This window comes from Pseudomonas sp. DE0010, from assembly GCF_007680745.1.
Lineage (GTDB): Bacteria > Pseudomonadota > Gammaproteobacteria > Pseudomonadales > Pseudomonadaceae > Aquipseudomonas > Aquipseudomonas parafulva_B.
Map to the genome: position 1 here is coordinate 24,492 of NZ_VEJQ01000028.1, position 18,709 is coordinate 43,200.

An 18,709-nucleotide genomic window follows, 5' to 3' on the forward strand; every position below is an offset into this window, starting at 1 on the left:
CTCATAGCTCCGGTCCACTCAATAGGCGCCTGATCCAGGACGACGGGGTAGTGAGGTGCTCGACACAGTGTCCCCCGGGCTCGCAGGTCATCATCGACACTGGCTGACACGCAGGGTTCAGGCAGTGGGTCATGCTGGGCCTCTACGGATAGACGTTCGTGCAGGGGCAAACGCTACAGTGATCGCTCACGCGGCTGTAACAAATGATAATGCTTTCTATCCGCGCCGCCGAGTGTACGTCATCGCAAACGATCACTGCACAGGATCAAAGACTGATTCCCACGTCGAAGACGATACTGCGCCCCAGGTTGCCGCGTAGAAAGTCCGGCGCATCCGGGTGAGCGAATAACACCCGGGCAAAGGTTGGCCCGACCAGCGACAGCGAGCGCCAGCCCTGGCGCAAATACTCGGTGGGCGGCGGGAAGTGGGTGTTGAGGTCCAGCACCTCGCGCTTGAGGCTGGCGAAGGCAATGATGTCCAGCTCGTTCAGGTCCAGCCCGCGTTCACGGTAGTTGTGCGCTTTCTTGCGCAGGGTAGGTGCCAGCCTGCCCAGCAACTCGGTGGCACTGATGCGGCGAGGGCGCGCTTCGCGTCGTACCAGTTGCGCCAGTGAAAAGGCGCTGCGCCTGCGTTGCAGCTCTTCTCGCCATTCATCGTTAAGCCGGCGACCCTCGTCCAGCACGAAGAACACCTCGAAGGCCGCATCGCGGAACAATACGTCAGGCGGCTCCTGGCCGGCGGGTGTGAAGTCGTCGTTGCGATACGCGATGTTCAGGCCTTGCAGCAGGCGCTGGCAGACCCAACGCTCACGCTCCCATTTGCGGGCATTGGACAGAAACGCATTGGCTTGTTCGGCCTGGATGGTCAGCAGGCGCAGGTAATCGGAATCATCCATGAAGCAAGCTTAGCTGTAATTTGATGACGATCCGGTGTTGATCGCGCCTTGAATCAATGAATTGCATGCTTGTGGTGTAGGGAGACGCTGATACCAAGGCAATCCGTGTAGACTCCCTTTGTCCATGCATTGATTGAGGTTATTCCTAAATGATCAGCGCGCATGTGCTGTCGGGAACAACGCTGACCGTTTGCTGGCTCGGCTACGTGCCGCTGCTCGCCTGGGCCGCCAGTCAGGCCCGCTGGGTCGAGCTGGTCACCGACCGGCGGCGCCAGCACTTGCTGTTCGGCACCGTGGTCGGGTTGTTCGCGCTGTGGTTGGTTCGGCGTGATTTCGACACGGGCGTGTCCTACCACTTCATCGGCATGACCGCCGTCACCCTGCTGCTGGACTGGCCGCTGGCAGTTCTAGGTGGCTTCATGGCGCAAGTGGGCCTGCTGCTGCTCGGGCGTCAGGAGTTGACTGCGTTAGGGGTCAACGGCCTGCTGCTGGTCGGCCTGCCGGTGCTGGTCACCGAAGTCTGTGCCATCGCGGTGGAACGCGCGCAGCCGCGAAACCTTTTCGTGTACATCTTTTGCTCAGGGTTTTTCCCGGCGGCACTGACGGTGATCGTCTGCCTCACCGCCGCGCTGGGATTGCTCTGGCTCGATGGGTTGTTCGCCATGCCGGAGTGGCTGAGTGATTTCGTGGGCTACCTGTGGCTGATGATGTTTCCCGAAGCGTTCATCAACGGAACCGTCATCAGCGCACTGGTGGTCTTCTGCCCCGAATGGCTGGAGACGTTCAACCGCACTCGATACCTGCAGGCTCCCTGGAAGGAAGGCGGTGGCTGACAGCCATGCCTCGCTGAGCAGCGTCTACCTGGTGGGTTTCTGAAATGTTCAGTGACGAGGCTCCAGGTCCCCCGAATACAATTCGTCTTCCGAGTCCTCGGCCCCGGGAATCTTGTGCTCCTCGGACGCCCAGGCGCCCAGGTCGATCAGTTTGCAGCGGTCGGAGCAGAACGGCCGGAAGGTGTTCTTCTCGTTCCATTCCACAGGTGCGCCACAGGTCGGGCAATCGACGGTCAATGGCTGGCTCATGGCTGGCCTCCTCGTAAAGTCAGATAAAAGTGGTGCAGTCGGTCGATCTGCGCATGCAAGTGACCTAGGTCGCCGTCATTGACCACCACGTCATCGGCATGGCGCAGGCGTTCTTCACGCGGCAGCTGGGCCTGAAGAATGGCCTGCACCTGTTCGGCGCTGGTGTGGTCGCGGGCGAGGGTGCGTGCTACCTGCAGGGTCTGCGGGGCGTCGATGACCAGTACGCGCTGGGTTTTCTTATACTGCCCCGACTCGATCAGCAGGGGCGAGACATACACCGCATAAGGCGATTGCCCTTTGGCCAGGTAACTGAAAATCTCCTGGCCGATCAGCGGGTGCAGCAATCGCTCCAGCCATTTGCGCTGCGCCGGGTCGGTGAAGATCAACTGGCGCAGCGCGGCACGGTCAAGCTGCCCATCCGCCTGCAGCACGGCAGGGCCGAAGTGCTCGACGATGCTCGCCAAGGCTGGGCGGCCGGGCTCGACCACCCACCGCGCTGCCTGATCGGCATCGACCAGGTGCACGCCAAGCTCGACGAAGCGCTCGGCTGCGGCGCTCTTGCCGCTGCCAATGCCGCCGGTGAGGCCGAGAATCCAGGGTGTTGTGGCCGCTGTGGTCATTGGAATCCAAGCAGTTGCATGTAGGAGGGGGGTATTTCATCACCCCAGAGCACGGCAATCCACCCCGCAATGGCCAGATAAGGCCCAAAGGGCATTGCCGCCCCCATGGCATGCCGGCGCAGCCCGATCAGGCACAACCCTATGAATGCGCCCGCTACCGAGGACAGCAAGAGGGTTAGCGGCAGTACCTGCCAGCCACCCCAGGCACCGATGAGCGCCATCAACTTGAAGTCACCGTACCCAAGGCCTTCCTTGCCGGTCATCAACTTGAATGCCCAGTAGACGGTCCAGAGGCTTAGATAACCCAGCACGGCGCCCCACAGCGCATCGCCAAGTGGCGCGAACACATCGCCAGCATTGACGATCAGCCCCAGCCACACTGCCGGCAACACCAGTACGTCGGGCAACAGCTGGTGATCCGCATCGATCAGGCTCAGCGTCAGCAGGCACCAGGTCAGCAGCAGCGCAAAAAGCGCTTGCTCCGACGGGCCGAAGCGCCACGCAATTGTCACCGACAATAGGGTACAGGCCACCTCGACCAAGGGATAGCGCACGCTGATCCGGCCCTTGCATCCCTGGCAACGGCCATTGAGTGCCAGGTAACTGAGCACAGGGATGTTCTCCCACGCCCGGATGGCGTGCTTGCACAGAGGGCAATGGGAGCCGGGTAACCATAAATCGAACCGCGCAGACGAGGTTGGGGGTAGCTCCAGTATCTCTTGCGCAGTGCGTCGCCATTGCCGCTTGAGCATGATCGGCAAACGATGCGCTACAACATTGATGAAGCTGCCTGCCAACAAACCGAGCAGCGCGGCCCAGGCGATGAAATGCGCAGGCTCCATGCCCTGCAGTGTCCATACCGTCATATCAGATCAGGCTACCCAGTTGGAAAATCGGCAGGTACATCGCCACCACCAGTCCACCGACCAGCACTCCCAGCACCAGCACGATGGCCGGTTCCAGCAGACTGGCCAGCTGGTCCAGGGCCTGGCTGACCTGGTCCTCATAATGGATCGCAGCCTTGTCCAGCATCTGGTCCAAGGTCCCGCTCGCCTCGCCGATTGCCGTCATTTGCACCAGCAGGGGCGGGAACACGCGCTCCTCAGCCATCGCCTGATTGAGGGCCCGACCGTTCACCAGTGCTTGACGCAAACGCATCACCGCCTGCTCGTGAAGCTCACCGCCGCAAACCCTGGCCACCGTGCCCAGCGCGTCCAGCAACGGCACCCCAGCCGCATAACTGGTCGCCAGGCTGCGGGCGAACCGCGCCAGCGCAGCCTGCCCCAACAACGCTCCGAACACCGGCATGCTTAGCAGTTGCTGCGCGCACCACAGGCGTGCCGGTGCATGCTGGCGATACAGCTGGCGCCCACCGATGCCCAGCAGTACCCCTGCCAGCGCCACCCAGGGCGCCACCTGCCCGAACCCCGCAGACAGGTCTATCACCCACTGGGTGAGAGCTGGCAATGCCGTACCCATGCCGACGAACATCGATTCGAACTGCGGAATCACTTCCAGCAACAAGATGGTCGAAACCCCCAACCCCGTGAGCAACAGCAGGATGGGATAGGCCATCGCCTTTCGTACCTTCTTCTCAAGTGTGCGCCGCTGCTCCAGCATGCACGCCAACTGTTCGAGCTGGCGATCCAGCGTCCCCGACTGCTCACCCACCCGTACCAGGTTGCAGTACAGCCCATCGAACCAGCGCGGATGGCGTTGCAAGGCATCCGCCAATCCCAACCCCGCGCCCAAGTCTTTTTTCAGCGCCAGCAGCACCACCGCCTGCCCCTCGGGGCAGCCGCTACGGCTCATTACTTCGAACGCCTGCAACAACGGCACACCCGCTCGCAGCAAGGTCGCCAACTGCCGACTGAAACCCGCCGTGTCCGGCCTGGCCTGCCAACGCGGCCAGGTCAGTGCCAGCCCTCCCGCTGGCCGCACCCGCGCCACCGTGATGCCTTGGCGAATCAGCGCAGCCTGTACATAGGCCGGGCTGCGCCCCGTGGTCTGGCCGCTGACGGGTGCGCCGCTGGCGTCCGTGCCCTGCCAGGTATAGAGATGCGTAGATGACGTCATGCACATGTCCTTTTCGTCCCTGTGACAAGCCTGGAAACAGCTTGCCCCATCCATGGAAAGGCGCGCCTTTCCGATGGTCACTAGAGTAGTGCAGCGAGGGCAAAGCCCAAGCGGGTAGGGGTGACAAAAGGTGTCTGTTCAGGCCTACTGCGCCGCTGCCGGTCGAGGCAAGCCTGACCTCACTGAGTCTGCGTATCGAAAAGGAAATTGTTCATGAAAGGGCAACGCGGCATCACCCTGATCGAACTGATGATCGTCGTCGCGATCATCGGCATTCTGGCGACCATCGCCTTACCGATGTACACCAACCACCAAGCCCGCTCCAAGGCCGCCGCCGGCCTGCTGGAGATCAGCGCCCTGAAAACCGCGATGGACCTGCGCTTGAACGAAGGCCGCGACGTCACCGACGTCGCCAGCCTCGGCGGCCAGCCCAGCACCGCCCATTGCGCGATCACCGCCACCGGCAAGGCCAGCGATGCCAGTGGCCGCATCGTCTGCACCCTGGTCGACGCCCCCGCGACCGTGCTGGGCAAGGCCCTGACCCTGACCCGCTCAGCCACCGGTTGGGCCTGCACCACCGACATCGAAACCGACCTCGCCCCCAACGGCTGCGCCGCGCCCTAAGGGTGACGCAATAAACGAATGGAAACAGAGGTTTGCGTAACGGGTGCAGCAGTGGTACGTTGCGCTACACGCCGGTGTAGCTCAGTCGGTAGAGCAGCGCACTCGTAACGCGAAGGTCGCAGGTTCGATTCCTGTCTCCGGCACCATCCAGCTGTTTCGATACGTCTCTCCTTGTACACGGAATCCCCTGAAAAGCCCGCCAAGTGCGGGCTTTCTTGTTTCTACCTATCTCGTTCTGTCTCTAGGCATATACCGATTTTAGGTATACGTTAGGGTATACGCCGGTTCGACGAGAAAACGTATACCTATGGCACGCACTGTTACGCCACTCTCAGACCCCAAATGCGAGGCCGCCAAGCCGCGGGACAAGGACTACACCCTATTCGACGGCCAGGGCCTGTTCCTGCTGGTCAAGAAGAACGGCAGCAAGATCTGGCGCATGAAGTTCAAGCGGCCGGATGGCAGGGAGGGGCTGGCCACCTTCGGCAACTACCCCGCGTTGTCTCTGAAGGCTGCCCGAGAGAGGCGGGCCGAAGCGCTGGAGCTGTTGGCGCACGGCAAAGACCCGATTGAGAACGCCAGGCAGGAGAAGGTCGAGGCAGCGAATGCCAGGGCCAACACCTTCGCCGTGCTGGCCAAGGACTGGCATGACGCTTGCTCTAAGAAGTGGTCTACAGGTCATGCCGCGACGGTGTGGCGGCGAATCGAAACTTACCTGCTCCCGGCCCTGGGCCAGCGCCCGGTGGCCGGCCTCAAGACCCGCGACCTGCTGGCGCCGCTCAAGGCTGTGGAGAAGCGCGAAGTTCTGGACACTGCCGGCCGGCTACGTCAGTACATGACCGGGATCATGCGCATGGCTGTCCAGCACGGACACATCGACACCAACCCAGCGGTGGACCTTCAGGGCGCAACCGCCACACGCAAGACTGTCCACCGGCCTGCGCTGGCGCTGGATCGGCTGCCTGAGCTGCTGCAAAGAATCAACAGCGACACCGGTCGCCCGCTGACCCGGCTGGCCACCCAACTCACCCTGCTGGTCTTTATCCGCTCCAGTGAGCTGCGGTTTGCTCGCTGGCCAGAGATCGACGCCGGTCGCTCCATGTGGGAAATCCCCGGCGAGCGCCAGCAGATCGAGGGCGTGAAGAACTCGCACCGAGGCTCCAAGATGAGCACGCCCCACCTGGTACCTCTCAGTCGCCAGGCCCTGGCCACGCTCGAGCAGGTACGCCAGCTCACCGGGCGCTTCGACCTGGTGTTCGCGGGTGACAGCAACCACTGGAAGCCGATGAGCGAGAACACGGTGAATAAGGCTCTTCGGCGCATGGGTTACGACACCAAAACCGAGGTGTGCGGGCATGGTTTCAGGGCTATGGCCTGTTCCGCTCTGGTCGAGTCAGGGCTGTGGAGCAAGGACGCGGTAGAGCGACAGATGAGCCACCAAGAGCGCAACAGTGTGCGAGCGGCGTACATCCATAAGGCCGAGTACATCGAGGAGCGCCGGCTAATGGTTCAGTGGTGGGCGGACTACCTCGATGCAAATCGCGAGAAGCACGTTACCCCATACGACTACGCGAATCGTGCTGAGCAGAATGCCAGTGTGGTGCCGATCAAGAGGGCCTGATGCGGACCTTCCATTGCTCGCGTAGACAGATATAGACTGAACAGCACTGTCTGGATGGACAGTGTTTTGGTCTCCAGGTCAGCCCCTTGGCTGGTGAGCGGGAGCGTGCCGACAGGCAGGATAGATAGCGTTGGAGTGCATATGACAGAAATACCTACACCAGAAAATTTTCTTGAACTGTCGTTGGTGGCGGATAAGTTTGTCGAACAAGCCTCCAGGGCAATTGTCTTTGAACTGGATAAGCTGCCGGGAGCCCGTCACTCCGACTCCTCCCTAGCAGAAACTGCTATTGCTTGCGCCAAGCTTCTAGAAGAGAAATACAACGAGGTTTTAGGCGCTGAATGCAAGCGCACAATTGAATGGTTCGATGCAGAGCCTGCCTTTGCAATGGCATTCAAATGCCTGTCCTACGTCAAGGTGCCCGAGAATCACTGGGAGGGGCCCATCCTGCGTGAATTAGAGCGCTGGAGGGCAAATGTTCGGCTAGATAGAGGACCGCATGCCGGAAGTATGGCGCTGAAGATTGCCAGAATTCCTTGCCACTACCTTACATATCTCTCTTTAGTTGCCGGGGCTTCCTATCGATATGTCAGCGGCATAGGGCATCGGGCGGTGATTGAGGGGCCGTCTACCATACGTCGTTTGAAAGATCTGATCTCTGAGCTCGAGGACGTACTAGGCGCTGAATGGCTTCCTGACGACCTGCGAAAAAACCTAGGCTATAGCTTAAGGACAGGGGCTGCTCTTCGAGATCTGAATACCCACGACGAGAACGTATTTACGCCGAGCCGTAGAAACGATATCGATTTGCCGGCACGCCTCTTCGCTACTGATCTTTTGCGGATACATCAGCAAATATTTCAGTCGTTCCATAAGAAGTCAGTCTTTCATCTCATGGGACTGTCGTTCGTAAGCCGCCCCTTGGAGATGCGGACCATAGAACGTTTGGCGAAGAGCGAAATGGATGCTCACCGGGAGGTCGTCGCAAAGCGTATTGCCGACAGAAGAGGACTCGATTTTGAGCATGTTCTGACGACACTTAAGGCGAACAAAAGCCTTATCTTTCCGAGCCAAAACCAAGGGTGAAATACCCGCGCTTCGTCGTGCTCAACGAGCAAACAACTTGCGAACCTGTATCCCGTTATCTACAGCTATCACGGGACACAGGACATGCAGAAAATATCGGCTCATGTACAGCCTGCCTTTTCGACTACTCACCTATTCGATCCAACGAACACCATCATCCGCTTCCCCGAGGTCGAGGCCATCACTGGCCTGGCTCGCGCCACCGTATACAAGCGCCTCAAGGATGATCCGACCTTCCCCCGCCCTGTATCGCTGAGCAACAGCAAGTCTCGCGGATCGCCTGTGGGATTCGTTCTCGCTGAGATTCAGGCTTGGGTGCGCCAGCGCATCGCTTTGCGCGAGGTGGCGTAAATGAAAAAGGCCACGATCCCCGAAGAGAAACGCAGCCAGTCGCAAGGCGATATTACCACCAGCAAGCCGCCGAGCAAGATCGCCCGGGTGTTAGCGTACATGGTGAATGACGGCAGCTTGCAACGCTTCGAGGCCGAACGCCTGGGCGACCACTGCTTGCACTCGACTATCAGCAGCCTGGCCAATGGCTATGGCCTGAAGTTCCAGCGCCAACTCGAGCATGTACCTAATCACTGGGGCGAACCTTGCACCGTGACCCGGTACACCCTTCCCGCCAGCGAGCGCCGTCGCGCCAGCGCGGTGCTGGAAATGCTGTGCTCGCCGCTGAAGCAGCGCCAGCGGGTGGCGGCATGATTAGTTTGGCGCTCAAGAACCGCGATGAACGGTCGATAATTCTGGTTGCAGGCAATTGTGATGCTCGGTATGGTTCGCCGGTCGCTGCAAATTCAGCGGCCGGGTTTGGCGACCCGACGAAATCAAGGCGCATAAGCGCCCCTATCACGATTGCAGGCGCTTTTTTTGTGCCCGCAGTCCCGTGTTATGGCGGCTGTGCGCGGGAGACCCTTGGGTCTGCCGGGTTCCTTGATTCCCGGTTCGCCAACCTGCGTACAGCTGCCACCCTAAATCGTTTGGCGACGATCAGTGGCAGCTCCTCAAATCAAGGAGCTCGACCCATGCACGCCCTCAATCCGTCCGAAATTTCCCGCGAGCATCAGCGCGCCTACTGCTCAAAGCTGCTGAAGACGCTTACGCGCTACTCCACCCCCTCTGAGCTTTCCCGTATCACTGCCACCCTTGAAGGTGAGGTGGCGAAGACCTTGGCAACTCGCTTCGTCCCTGGCCTCAATGATGCAGCCTATGAGGTCTACCGCAGCTTCTGGCTGAAGGGTGGTGCCCAGTGATGAAGAACTTCAGCCTTCGCGCATACGCCCACCGCCGCCTGGCCCTGGCCGCACTTCGCGCTGACTCCAGCCTTGCCACGCGCCTCAAGCGCTACAACGCCGCCATGGCGAAAGCCCGCGCCCTGGAAGCGCAAGGCGGTGCCCAGTGACTTGCGTTCAACAGGCCGTCGAAGCTGTACAGGGCTTCATTCAATCTCAGGTTGTGGTCACCATGCCGGGCCAAGAGATGTTCCGCATTCCTCCGGTGATCGGCTGCGGCATTGCTACGGATATCGCGGCCATCGTGGGCGCTGATTTCCCGTCCGCATCAATCAGCATCCAAGGGCGCTGCCGCGGTTCCTTGGCGGGCCTGGATCATGCCTTGCGCGTATCAGAAGAAGTCTCCGCCGCGCTGGAGAAATGCCAGCGCCAGCCGCGCCCAGGCGCTGCGCTGGTTGAGCATTTCAAGGCCGCAGCCCAAGTCGGGGGTGCCCAATGAATAACTTCCCGGCAGTAGCGGCTCTTGATGGTGAGGTTCTGTCTGAGGCGGTGCTGGATGCTCGCGAGATGTGCTACATGAATTTCGCCCGCGAAGAGCACAAGAAGCTGGAGAAGATCCTGCTCACGCTGGTGATCCCGGCGATGGGCGGGTATGACAACGAGCTGGCCTGCGACATTGCCCGTCACCTCGAGCAGATCCAGTCGTTCAGTGGCAATTATTGCTGGCGCCACCGCCACCTTGGTGCCTCGCATGGTGTTGTTGGCCAGCCTGCTGCTAACGGAGGTCTTGTATGACTTCCGTTATCCAGTTGCCGAGCGATATCCAAGACGATCTGCGCGACGTACAAGGCGTGCTGGTACTACTGAGCATGGCTCTGGCGCTGATCGCCGCACCCACCACGCCAGTCATCGTCGCCCGCGTCACCGCAGTGATGGCGCAGCACACCGCCATGGCCTGGGCCGAGCTGCTGGACGGCGTGATTGCTGAGCAAGGGGGTGATCTGTGAAGACCGACACGACCCTGCGCATTACCCGCCGTCAGTATCGCCAGTTCGCAGAGTTGGCCAAGTCGAATGGGGTTGGCTTGACGTTGGACACCTTCACCAACCTGGGCGGCATTTGGGGCGAGTACAGCTGCTGGGCGCAGCCGATCATTCATGACGTGTCGAGTGACAGCCGTCTGTGTGATGAACGTATTGCTATCAAGCTGGCCACCAGTGTGAATGCTGGCGCTTTCCGTGGTACCCACCGCCCTGAGCTGGACTGGTCGGCGCTGGATGACAGCGAAATTTACCCGTTCATCGTCAGTCATGAGATCGGCCACCACGTTGACAATTTCGCGTACTGGGATATCGCCCTGATGCCTGATTTGGCAGCCCGCGATCGGTGCCACAAGGTGATGTACCGCGTGAACGAGATGCTTGCAGATCGCTATGCCTGGGAGCAGGTAAGGCCCGGCGAGCCACTGCCGCTGAGCGAGACAGGCAAGCGCTTGCAGGAGGAAATGGCTACCGACCTGGAGTTGCTCAACCAGCATATGCCTCGCACCCGCGGGACGCCCAAGGCGCTGCCAAGTGGCCAGTACGCCTATGTGCCTGCCTCGATGCTGAAAACCGAGGAACTGGCCGCATTCGTCGGGCCGCACGTCTCCCCGGCGCTGATTGAACACACCCGAAACCGCCGCCGCGTCCATCGCCGCGACTCCAGACTGAGGGGTTAAAAATGACCAGTTTTCAACAGCGCCTCGCTGCGCTGACGGGATCGGCTTGCCCGAAGAAAGCCACCGAGCTGTTTTACGTGAGTCATCCGAAGGCCGAACGTGCGCTGCTGGGGCCGTTCTTGAGCCAGGCCGATGCCGAGTGCGGGCGCGTAGTTTTGCGTAGTGCTGAGGCGGTGGTGACGGCCTGCCTCGTCGAGTCGCTGGACGAACTGACCTACTGGCACGCTGTGAACAACGGCCAGGTCTGCCGGGCCTTCGCTGGCGCCGAGGGGGTGAACCATGAGTAAGGTTACGCCGATTCGCCGCAAGGGTGCCGGTGGTCCGCCGACTGCTGGCGCTTACATCGACACCGCCAGCTATGCCCTGCTGGTGGAAACCCTGGTGGGCTTCTTGGAGCTGCGCATTGCCGAGGGTGATGCTGGCCGTCACTGCCCTGAGCTGAAACGCCTGACCAACCAACTGGAACGGCTGGCCAAGCGCTTCACGCCGCCGCAGGGGGCCGCATGACTGATCCTGTGATCTTGTTCCGTGACGTGCTCCAGTCGGCCTACGGGCCGCTCGACTGGCTGCCCCTGGACGATGGCGACATTCACCGCTTCCACGTTCCCGGCGACAAGCCTGGCACGCTCAATGGCTGGTACTGCCTGTTTGCTGATGGCATTGCCTCGGGCGCGTTCGGGAGCTGGAAGACGGGCGGCACCAACACCTGGTGTAGCCGTGAACCGGTGGACGCCCGCGAAGCCGAGCATGTGCGCCAGCGCATCGAGCAGGCCCGGCGGCAGCGGGAGGCCGAACGGCAGCGGCGCCAGCTCAGAGCGGCCGGCCTGGCGCAGCGCTGGTGGCGTGATGCCCGTCGTGCTGATCCGGCCCACCCCTACCTGGTCGCCAAGGACATTCGAGCCCATGGTTTGCGCCAGCGTGGTGACGACCTGCTGGTCCCCCTGTATGCCGGTGGTGTGCTGGTGAACCTGCAACGGATCGCCCCGGACGGCGACAAGCGCTTTCTGTATGGCGGGCGGATCAAAGGCGCCTATTCGCCACTGGGGCGCATCACGCCGGGCAAGCCACTGTGTATCTGTGAGGGATGGGCCACGGGTGCCACGCTTCACGAAAGCGGCTACACGGTCGCTTGTGCGATGAACGCCGGGAACCTGAAACCGGTGGCGCTGGCGCTACGGGCCGACCACCCCGACACCGAAATCATCATCGCCGGCGACGACGACCGCCAGACCGAGGCCGAAGGCAAGGGCAATCCGGGGCGCACCGCCGCCAATGATGCCGCAGCCGCATGCGGTGGCCTGGTGACCTTCCCCGAGTGGCCTGCCGACGCGCCGCTGACCCTTACCGACTTCAACGACCTCGCCGCCTGGAGGTGCCGCCATGCGCCCGCCTGATACCAATGTCATCAACCTGCGCCCCGAAGCGCCCAGGGTCGAGCCTGATCGCCCGTGCTGGGGCGTGTACGAGCACTGGGTAACCAATGAAAAGGGCCGCAGGCTCAAGCCCGGCGTGTACTGGCACGGCTTCAAGCGCAGCGCCGGCGATGATGACAGCGACGACGACAAGGCCGACCGCCCGATCACTGACGAGTGGATCGCCACGCCGGTGACCGTCACTGCCCGCACCACCAACAGCGACGATGGTAGCGAAGGCCGGTTTCTGCGCCTGCTCACCGACAGCGGTCCCAAGGAGTGGATCATTCCCATGGAGGTGTTCGGTGGGAGCGGCGAGGACGCCAGGCGGACGCTGTTCGGCATGGGCGTCATCATCGCCTTGAAGAAGCGCGGCCAGTTCATGGAGTACCTGCTGGACCAGCGCCCTGCAGAAGTGTTTGCCACCACCTGCCGCCCCGGCTGGCATGAGTCGGGCGCCTTTGTGCTGCCTGGGCGCACCATTGGCAGCGACAAGGTGCGCTACCAGGCCAGCGCCAAGGGACAGAACCTGTTCAGCGTGCGCGGTAGCCTGGAGGGCTGGAAGGTCGAGGTTGCGGCCAAGTGCGAGGGTAACCCGGTACTGACCTTGGCCATCGGCTGCGCCCTCGCTGGCCCGCTGCTGAGCCTAGTGGGCGTGCTGGGTGGCGGTGTTCACCTGGTGGGCGACAGTTCCAGCGGCAAGTCGCTGGCGCAACTGATCGGCTCATCCGTATGGGGCGACCCCGGCATCTTCGCCGCATCGTGGGACATGACCAAGGGCGGCTTGGAGATCGAGGCGTCCAGCCGTAACGACACCATGCTGCCCCTGGACGAGATCAAACGGGCCGATCCCAAGCGCGTACAGGAAATGGCCTACTCGCTCGCCAACGGCCAGGGCAAGGGCACCATGACCCGTGACCGGGAGGCCCGCGGCAAACTGAGCTGGCGCCTGCTGGCGCTGTCCAGCGGTGAGCGCTCTCTGTCCGAGCACGCGGCCATCAGCGGCAATGCCGCCCACGCTGGCGCTGAGCTGCGTATGGTCGACGTGAATGCCGGTACCCGCACACACCGCGCCTTCGATGAATTGCATGGCCTGGAGGGCGCCGACTTCCACCGCCAGCTCACGGTGGCCGTAGGAGCGAACCACGGACACATCGGGCCGGCCTTTGTGGAGAAGCTGCTGGCCAGCGATGACCGCCCCGGCCTGCTCGAGGACTTCGCCGGTATCCGCGCCCAGTTCGTGGAGGACAACGCTCAGGCCGGACGCGTGGCGGATCGCTTCGCGGTGATCGCGCTGGCGGGCGAAATGGCCATTGCCTACGGCCTACTGCCCTGGACGCCGGGCACCGCTCTGGCTGACTGCCAGTTGCTCTATGGTGAGTGGCTGAGCCGGGTGGGCAGCGGCAATGCCGAAGACCGCCAGATATTGGCGGGCATCCTCGACTTCATCGATAAGCACGGCAGCAGCCGGTTTTCGGACGTGAATGACCAGACGCCCGACGCCAAGGTGTTCAACCGGGCGGGATACTGGAAGGTGTCCGGCGGCAAGCAGCTGTATCTGTTCAACAAGTCGGCATTGATCGAGGCGGCGCATGGGTACGGGCTGAGCCGCATCGTGAAAGCGCTGGATGGCGCCAGCGCGATTGCCGAGCGCGGGGCGGATCGTAAACGACACGCCAAAAAGTACCGCGTACCTGGTGGTGGTTCACCTTGGCTGTATGTGATCGACCCCGAGGCCCTGGACAGTGAAGGTGTTGCAGTATGACCACCAAAACCACTAGCCGAGATTGCCAATATCCACAGGAACTTAGATTCGGTGGGAACAGTGGGAACGGTGGGAACAGCCAGCAGGGCCGGGGCTTACAGCCGTTCCCACCCAATAAAAAGAGTGGGAACAAGTGGGAACACACAATCGCTTTTCAATATAAGCGCGGTGCTAATCAGCCCTGTTTGGTTATCACAGTTCCCACAATAGTCGGCGTGGGAACGAACTGGGAACAGAAAAACACCCCTGGAGGCCGCGAATTTACTGGGGCGTTCCCACCGTTCCCACTGTTCCCACACTTTCTGAATTCACAGAAACATTTGATTAGCAGCTATCAAGGCATGGTGACGCCATGAGCCTCCTTGCCGACCTGCTCAATCACATGCCGCCGAACGTTGCTGGCGCTGGCAAACCACCCATGGCGAAACGCACCCCGGATCGTCCGCGCCTGGTGCTAGTCGAGCCTGCGCCATTGCCGTCCAGCCCCTACGCCAACGCCGCCAACGCCACGCCTGAATGGCGCCAGGCCCGCGACCGGTACATCAGCCACGTGATGACCTGCCGGGGCTGCTATGCGCCTGGTGGCCGCTATTGCCCGATTGGTGCCGAGCTGCGCGCCACCTACGACAACACGCCCATGGAGGCACACCCATGACGCCCACACCGACCATGCGCCTGTGCGATATCGCCTTGAAGCCTGGGATCAGCGCTAGTACACAACTCATCACCACCCGGCGCATCTGCCGCAACATCAGCAGCAACCTCGATGCGATCCACGCTGAGCGACGTGCCATGCGCCGCCAGGCGGGCAAGTTGAAAGCGTTCCTGCCGTTCACCCGACAGGCCATTGCCGACCTGGAGGAACAGGCACAGACGCACCGATCCGTTGAGCGAGCCAAGGCGCTGGTGGCGCTGGCCGGGTTTGGCCAATCGCTGCTGTTCGACCATGACGGGCTGGCCCAGGCCCTGGGATTCGAGCGCCTGTGCGACCTGCTGAGCGTGAACACGGTGGAGCGCGAACGGGCCAGGCAGGAGGGCGTCACCAACCTGGAAGGCCTGGTGTTCACCCATGCGCTGGAGGACAGCGCAGAGCGCAGGGCACAGGAGTGGAATGACGCGCCGCTATTCAACGCCTGCCACGCCGCCATGGCGGACTTCATCAGGGATTGCCCGGATGGCGTGTTGCCTGACCCGTTCGCACCTGGCGCGCCACTCGGGCCGAAACTGCCACCCAAGCTGAGCGTGGTGTAAGCCATGACCGCACCAGCAATGAAACAAGCGGATTCAGCCGCCAAAACGAAACAGCGGGTTTCAGTCGATCAGCGCCGGCAGGTGCTGGACCTTCGCCGCCGTCACTCGCTGCGTGAGGTGGCCGAGATTACAGGCCTACCACTGGGAACGGTTAAGACCCTGGTTTCACGCTCCGGGGCGTTCCGCGACAACGAGCAGCATCGCGCCATGTTCACACTGCCGCCGATCAGCGCCAGCGCCGAGACCCTGCCGAGCGTGCCCGAGCTGCCGCCGCAGGAGGTGGTCACAGGCGACAAGGAGGTGGATGCGGTGCTGTGGCTGCGCTCGATCATCAACACCGGTCAGGCCGTTCTGATTGACCGGGCCATGGAGGGCGTCAAGAAGATCAAAACGTCGCTCGATGTGCTGGAGAAGCGCTACACGGCTCACCTGATAGCCACCAACCCCGGCCACCCATTCGCCGCCATGTCGTCGTTCGGCTTCGCTGACCTGGAGGCGCTGGCCACTCGGGCTATCGAGCGGCACCGGCTGAGGCTGGAGGGTAACGCTCGCTTCGGTGATGCCCTGCTGGCTGACACCGAGGCGGAAACGTTCTGCATCGATGCGCTCCGCGGGCTGGAGGCTACCGGCCAACTCGGTGACTTCGACAAGAGCGAAGTGGCTGCCCTGTTCAACGCCCACCCTGAGCTGCTGCCTCACACCTTGGCGGACTGCCTGTACGAGCTGGGCTACTGGGATCACCTGTACCGGCTGCGCAACGCCGTAGACCGAGACGCCAGCGATGGGCCGCCCGAAGCGACGGCGCGTGACTGGTTCGTGTTCGGCTTGCTGGCGCAAATCAGGCCACGCGATAAGGCCGAGGCGCTGGCGGTATTCCGCTACTTGATAGCCAGCCAGCGAGACGACATGGCGGAGTCAGAGGCGATTCTTTGCAACCTGATCGGGTGACCGGCCCGATCAACCACACCATCGGGCACCTGCCCACAACAAGCGCCAGCGGCGCATCAAGGAGTTACTCATGGCAGCTACAGCAGCTCATTACACCCCCCGGACGAAAGTGCGCCTCGGCGGCTTCCTTCGTAAAAAATACTTCAAGGAACAGAGTTTCCTGCTGGACCGGGGCGATCCCAAGGAGGCGGTCAAGGCTATTGACGTGAACTATCCGGGCTTTGCCCAGGACGTGGCCGATGCTGAAAGTCGAGGACTTAGATTCGCGGTATTCAAGAACGGCAAAAACATCGGACAGGATGAACTAGACCTGGGCGGCGCTCGGGAGCTCTGGTTCCTACCCGTGATTCAAGGCAGCAAACGGGCAGGGGTTCTGCAAACCGTCATCGGGGTAGTGCTCATCATCGCATCGTTTTTTGTCGCACCAGGATCTCAGGCGGCATTCCTTGCCGCGGGCATTGGATCGACGGCCGGCGGCGTCATCCAGATGCTAAGTCCTCAAGCCAGTGGGCTGTCCCAGAGTGGGGCCCCTGAAAACCTGCCGTCATATGCATTCGGCTCAGCCAAAAACACCACCGCCAGCGGTAACCCCGTTCCGATCTGCATCGGCGAACGACGCTGGGGCGGGGCGATCATTTCGGCCTCGATTGTCGCGGAGGACAAGGTATGAACGTACGTGAAAGGATCGCCCGCACGATTGAGGCCATTGCTCAAAAAGATCACGCCCAGGTCCGCCAGTTGATAGATAACTGCCCCACAGAGCATGTGGAGGTGGCAAGCCTGGAGTTTCTCAACACGACGAGAATGCTATGTCGTGTGGCCCAGCTTTTCGAGTGCGAGATGCGCGGCCTGGCATTGAACTTCGCGAGTTCAGCTATGGATGGCGCCGCTAAGCTGGAATGTCTTGATCAGATTGCCGCAGCGAACCAAGCTTTTGCAGATTTCTGCAGCGACCATGGCGTGAGTACGCGAGATCTGATTAGCACCGTTGGTGGTCATCATCCTGCGGTCGTTTACCTGACGGGGCTGTCTCCAAGTGCCAAGGGCGATCTTATGGAGAGCTGGCGGCATTCGTTCGCTGTTGCCGCTGGCGCCGAGATGCTCGGAGAGCGTCGTCACTGATTGGGCTTTGGTCGGGCGCATGTTAGCTTTTCCGTTTCTTGAGTAACGGATGACTGAACCATGCGCTCTACCGGCCTAGCCATAATCGCAACTCTTGCCCTAAGTGTCGCGGGCTGTTATTCACCCGGTGAACTGATTCAGAAGGGCCCGACCTATTCTGCTCAGACAGCCAAGCAGCCCAAGGCATATGCTCTGTGCGTCTTCCCTCAGTGGCAAGAGAGTCGCCCAGGGGCTACGTTGGCTGAAACCGAAAGCGGTTACCGCCTGCTCAGTGGTGACGATATGGGCACCAACGAGATTTTGCAGATCACCAAGTCCGCCAGCGGCAGCGATGTGAAGTTCTATCAGCGCTGGTACATGGATTTTGGCGCTGGTAGAGCAACGGCGCTGGAGTCGACGAAGAGCTGCCTGTGACTGTTCCCGCGCCACGAAATGCGACCTCACCGTTTTGTGGCGCGAGACAGACCAAAACGTCTGGTCTGATTGATGGCAAAATTCCTAGACTGAAAAAAATACGGATGACAAAAATGAGAAAAATTGCGCTCAGCGTACTTTCTGCGATTCTGGTTTCCCAAGCAGCCTCAGCGCTCACGCGAGAGGTTACTGTGAAGGGCTTAAACCCAGCGCTGCCTTCGGTCACAGTTAGTACGACCGGAACTGAAATCACCTGGGGGATGTACAAAAGCGATGAAAGTGACGATGTTCTGATGCGGCAACTTGATAAGGCAGATGCAGAGAAGCTGCAAGATGTGGTCAAAAAGGCTAGGTCCGCGAGTCAAGAGATCATCTCCACAGGCAGGTGTCCTAACTCTGTCGTTAAAAGTGGAGAGCTAGGTAGAATTCGCAGCTTCAGTGATTCATCAATCTCCTTTGAACTCATTTGCAAGAACAACAAAGTCAAACTCCACTATGTAATGGCGGATGAGTACGCAGTGAATATCGTACTGAATAGCGTCGAAATCGCTGACCTAGAGCTGATGGCCAACAGGATTCTGGGACAGTACAAATAGCCAGTGAGTTACCTACGTGAAGCTCAACGTCATGGGTTAGATCTAGGCAGGCTGGCCAGCCCCGGTCAGGCACTAACATTTGCTAACAGGGCGACGGCTTTGCTCCGGCGTTGGCCTTTCTCATGTCAACATTTGTCAACGTCTGGCCGTGTCGCCGGCGCGGAACAGATCAGCTGGTATCCACGAGATAGGAAGCTCCAGCAGGCAGTGCCGGCCCTGTTTCGCGCAGTGCTTCAAGCACGATC

The 18,709-nt window shown here is 61.1% G+C and carries 28 protein-coding genes and 1 tRNA gene; 24 read left to right on the top strand and 5 right to left on the bottom strand.

The genetic code is table 11. The features are described from left to right. Window positions 1-265: 265 nt before the first annotated feature. Window positions 266-895: a DUF1780 domain-containing protein gene (locus FS767_RS18710; protein WP_023533234.1), complete on the bottom strand. Its 630-nt coding sequence runs from the start codon at window positions 893-895 to the stop codon at window positions 266-268. Between the two features lie 149 nt (window positions 896-1,044). On the opposite strand from FS767_RS18710, the gene FS767_RS18715 reads away from it, so the two are divergent. Continuing rightward, window positions 1,045-1,728, top strand: a complete 684-nt coding sequence (locus tag FS767_RS18715) for an energy-coupling factor ABC transporter permease (protein WP_144967359.1) — start codon at window positions 1,045-1,047, stop codon at window positions 1,726-1,728. Between the two features lie 48 nt (window positions 1,729-1,776). Here the strand turns inward: FS767_RS18715 and yacG are convergent, their stop codons facing one another. The 4 genes from yacG to FS767_RS18735 are packed head-to-tail and all read right to left on the bottom strand — an operon-like array spanning window position 1,777 to window position 4,673. After that, a complete protein-coding gene (gene yacG, locus FS767_RS18720) occupies window positions 1,777-1,977 on the bottom strand; it encodes a DNA gyrase inhibitor YacG (RefSeq protein ID WP_023533231.1) in 201 nt (66 codons plus the stop codon). Further along, window positions 1,974-2,597 (bottom strand): dephospho-CoA kinase, encoded by a 624-nt coding sequence (coaE, locus tag FS767_RS18725; RefSeq protein ID WP_144967361.1) that lies wholly within the window; start codon window positions 2,595-2,597, stop codon window positions 1,974-1,976. The genes yacG and coaE overlap by 4 nt, the downstream gene beginning before the upstream one ends. Beyond that, window positions 2,594-3,463: an A24 family peptidase gene (locus FS767_RS18730; RefSeq protein ID WP_144967363.1), complete on the bottom strand. Its 870-nt coding sequence runs from the start codon at window positions 3,461-3,463 to the stop codon at window positions 2,594-2,596. The genes coaE and FS767_RS18730 overlap by 4 nt, the downstream gene beginning before the upstream one ends. 1 nt (window position 3,464) lies before the next feature. Next, the gene (locus tag FS767_RS18735; RefSeq protein ID WP_144967365.1) at window positions 3,465-4,673 is read right to left on the bottom strand and encodes a type II secretion system F family protein; all 1,209 of its coding nucleotides are present in this window, start codon (window positions 4,671-4,673) and stop codon (window positions 3,465-3,467) included. Between the two features lie 213 nt (window positions 4,674-4,886). On the opposite strand from FS767_RS18735, the gene FS767_RS18740 reads away from it, so the two are divergent. The 23 genes from FS767_RS18740 (at window position 4,887) to FS767_RS18840 (ending at window position 18,464) form a co-directional block, all read left to right on the top strand. Next, the gene (locus FS767_RS18740; RefSeq protein ID WP_058638634.1) at window positions 4,887-5,297 is read left to right on the top strand and encodes a pilin; all 411 of its coding nucleotides are present in this window, start codon (window positions 4,887-4,889) and stop codon (window positions 5,295-5,297) included. A 70-nt stretch (window positions 5,298-5,367) separates the two neighbouring features. Next, window positions 5,368-5,443, top strand: a tRNA-Thr gene (locus tag FS767_RS18745). A gap of 161 nt (window positions 5,444-5,604) precedes the next feature. Beyond that, window positions 5,605-6,918 (top strand): integrase arm-type DNA-binding domain-containing protein, encoded by a 1,314-nt coding sequence (locus tag FS767_RS18750; RefSeq protein ID WP_144967367.1) that lies wholly within the window; start codon window positions 5,605-5,607, stop codon window positions 6,916-6,918. 141 nt (window positions 6,919-7,059) lie between these two features. Further along, complete coding sequence (locus FS767_RS18755) at window positions 7,060-8,004, top strand: hypothetical protein (RefSeq protein ID WP_144967369.1); 945 nt, start codon at window positions 7,060-7,062, stop codon at window positions 8,002-8,004. Between the two features lie 84 nt (window positions 8,005-8,088). Then, window positions 8,089-8,355, top strand: a complete 267-nt coding sequence (locus FS767_RS18760) for an AlpA family transcriptional regulator (RefSeq protein WP_144967371.1) — start codon at window positions 8,089-8,091, stop codon at window positions 8,353-8,355. Beyond that, entirely contained in the window at window positions 8,356-8,709 is a 354-nt protein-coding gene (locus FS767_RS18765; RefSeq protein ID WP_144967373.1) for a hypothetical protein, read from the top strand. It abuts the gene before it with no gap. 320 nt (window positions 8,710-9,029) lie between these two features. Continuing rightward, window positions 9,030-9,257: a hypothetical protein gene (locus FS767_RS22910; RefSeq protein ID WP_058603146.1), complete on the top strand. Its 228-nt coding sequence runs from the start codon at window positions 9,030-9,032 to the stop codon at window positions 9,255-9,257. Next, complete coding sequence (locus FS767_RS22915) at window positions 9,257-9,406, top strand: hypothetical protein (protein ID WP_178102750.1); 150 nt, start codon at window positions 9,257-9,259, stop codon at window positions 9,404-9,406. The genes FS767_RS22910 and FS767_RS22915 overlap by 1 nt, the downstream gene beginning before the upstream one ends. Next, on the top strand, window positions 9,403-9,735 hold the full coding sequence (locus tag FS767_RS18775) for a hypothetical protein (protein WP_058603145.1): 333 nt from the start codon (window positions 9,403-9,405) through the stop codon (window positions 9,733-9,735). Before FS767_RS22915 ends, FS767_RS18775 begins: the two co-directional genes overlap by 4 nt. After that, on the top strand, window positions 9,732-10,031 hold the full coding sequence (locus tag FS767_RS18780) for a hypothetical protein (RefSeq protein ID WP_058603144.1): 300 nt from the start codon (window positions 9,732-9,734) through the stop codon (window positions 10,029-10,031). Before FS767_RS18775 ends, FS767_RS18780 begins: the two co-directional genes overlap by 4 nt. After that, on the top strand, window positions 10,028-10,243 hold the full coding sequence (locus FS767_RS18785) for a hypothetical protein (protein ID WP_058603143.1): 216 nt from the start codon (window positions 10,028-10,030) through the stop codon (window positions 10,241-10,243). Before FS767_RS18780 ends, FS767_RS18785 begins: the two co-directional genes overlap by 4 nt. Then, a complete protein-coding gene (locus tag FS767_RS18790; RefSeq protein WP_144967375.1) occupies window positions 10,240-10,956 on the top strand; it encodes a hypothetical protein in 717 nt (238 codons plus the stop codon). Before FS767_RS18785 ends, FS767_RS18790 begins: the two co-directional genes overlap by 4 nt. Window positions 10,957-10,958: 2 nt before the next feature. Further along, window positions 10,959-11,243, top strand: a complete 285-nt coding sequence (locus FS767_RS18795) for a hypothetical protein (protein WP_144967377.1) — start codon at window positions 10,959-10,961, stop codon at window positions 11,241-11,243. After that, window positions 11,236-11,463: a hypothetical protein gene (locus tag FS767_RS18800; RefSeq protein ID WP_144967379.1), complete on the top strand. Its 228-nt coding sequence runs from the start codon at window positions 11,236-11,238 to the stop codon at window positions 11,461-11,463. The genes FS767_RS18795 and FS767_RS18800 overlap by 8 nt, the downstream gene beginning before the upstream one ends. Then, window positions 11,460-12,350 carry a toprim domain-containing protein gene (locus FS767_RS18805; RefSeq protein ID WP_144967381.1) on the top strand — a complete coding sequence of 297 codons (891 nt, stop codon included), beginning with the start codon at window positions 11,460-11,462 and terminating at the stop codon, window positions 12,348-12,350. The genes FS767_RS18800 and FS767_RS18805 overlap by 4 nt, the downstream gene beginning before the upstream one ends. Continuing rightward, the gene (locus tag FS767_RS18810; protein WP_144967383.1) at window positions 12,337-14,133 is read left to right on the top strand and encodes a DUF927 domain-containing protein; all 1,797 of its coding nucleotides are present in this window, start codon (window positions 12,337-12,339) and stop codon (window positions 14,131-14,133) included. The genes FS767_RS18805 and FS767_RS18810 overlap by 14 nt, the downstream gene beginning before the upstream one ends. Before the next feature lie 352 nt (window positions 14,134-14,485). Continuing rightward, on the top strand, window positions 14,486-14,788 hold the full coding sequence (locus tag FS767_RS18815) for a hypothetical protein (RefSeq protein ID WP_144967385.1): 303 nt from the start codon (window positions 14,486-14,488) through the stop codon (window positions 14,786-14,788). Next, entirely contained in the window at window positions 14,785-15,384 is a 600-nt protein-coding gene (locus tag FS767_RS18820) for a hypothetical protein (protein WP_144967387.1), read from the top strand. Before FS767_RS18815 ends, FS767_RS18820 begins: the two co-directional genes overlap by 4 nt. A 3-nt stretch (window positions 15,385-15,387) precedes the next feature. Beyond that, window positions 15,388-16,332 carry a hypothetical protein gene (locus tag FS767_RS18825; RefSeq protein ID WP_256674287.1) on the top strand — a complete coding sequence of 315 codons (945 nt, stop codon included), beginning with the start codon at window positions 15,388-15,390 and terminating at the stop codon, window positions 16,330-16,332. A 70-nt stretch (window positions 16,333-16,402) separates the two neighbouring features. Next, window positions 16,403-17,002 (top strand): tail assembly protein, encoded by a 600-nt coding sequence (locus FS767_RS18830; protein WP_144967389.1) that lies wholly within the window; start codon window positions 16,403-16,405, stop codon window positions 17,000-17,002. Then, window positions 16,999-17,454 carry a hypothetical protein gene (locus tag FS767_RS18835; protein WP_144967390.1) on the top strand — a complete coding sequence of 152 codons (456 nt, stop codon included), beginning with the start codon at window positions 16,999-17,001 and terminating at the stop codon, window positions 17,452-17,454. Before FS767_RS18830 ends, FS767_RS18835 begins: the two co-directional genes overlap by 4 nt. Window positions 17,455-17,691: 237 nt before the next feature. Beyond that, window positions 17,692-17,868, top strand: a complete 177-nt coding sequence (locus FS767_RS22920; protein ID WP_178097494.1) for a hypothetical protein — start codon at window positions 17,692-17,694, stop codon at window positions 17,866-17,868. Continuing rightward, window positions 17,865-18,464, top strand: coding sequence for a hypothetical protein (locus tag FS767_RS18840; RefSeq protein ID WP_144967392.1), 600 nt, complete (start codon window positions 17,865-17,867; stop codon window positions 18,462-18,464). Before FS767_RS22920 ends, FS767_RS18840 begins: the two co-directional genes overlap by 4 nt. Window positions 18,465-18,709 lie beyond the last annotated feature (245 nt).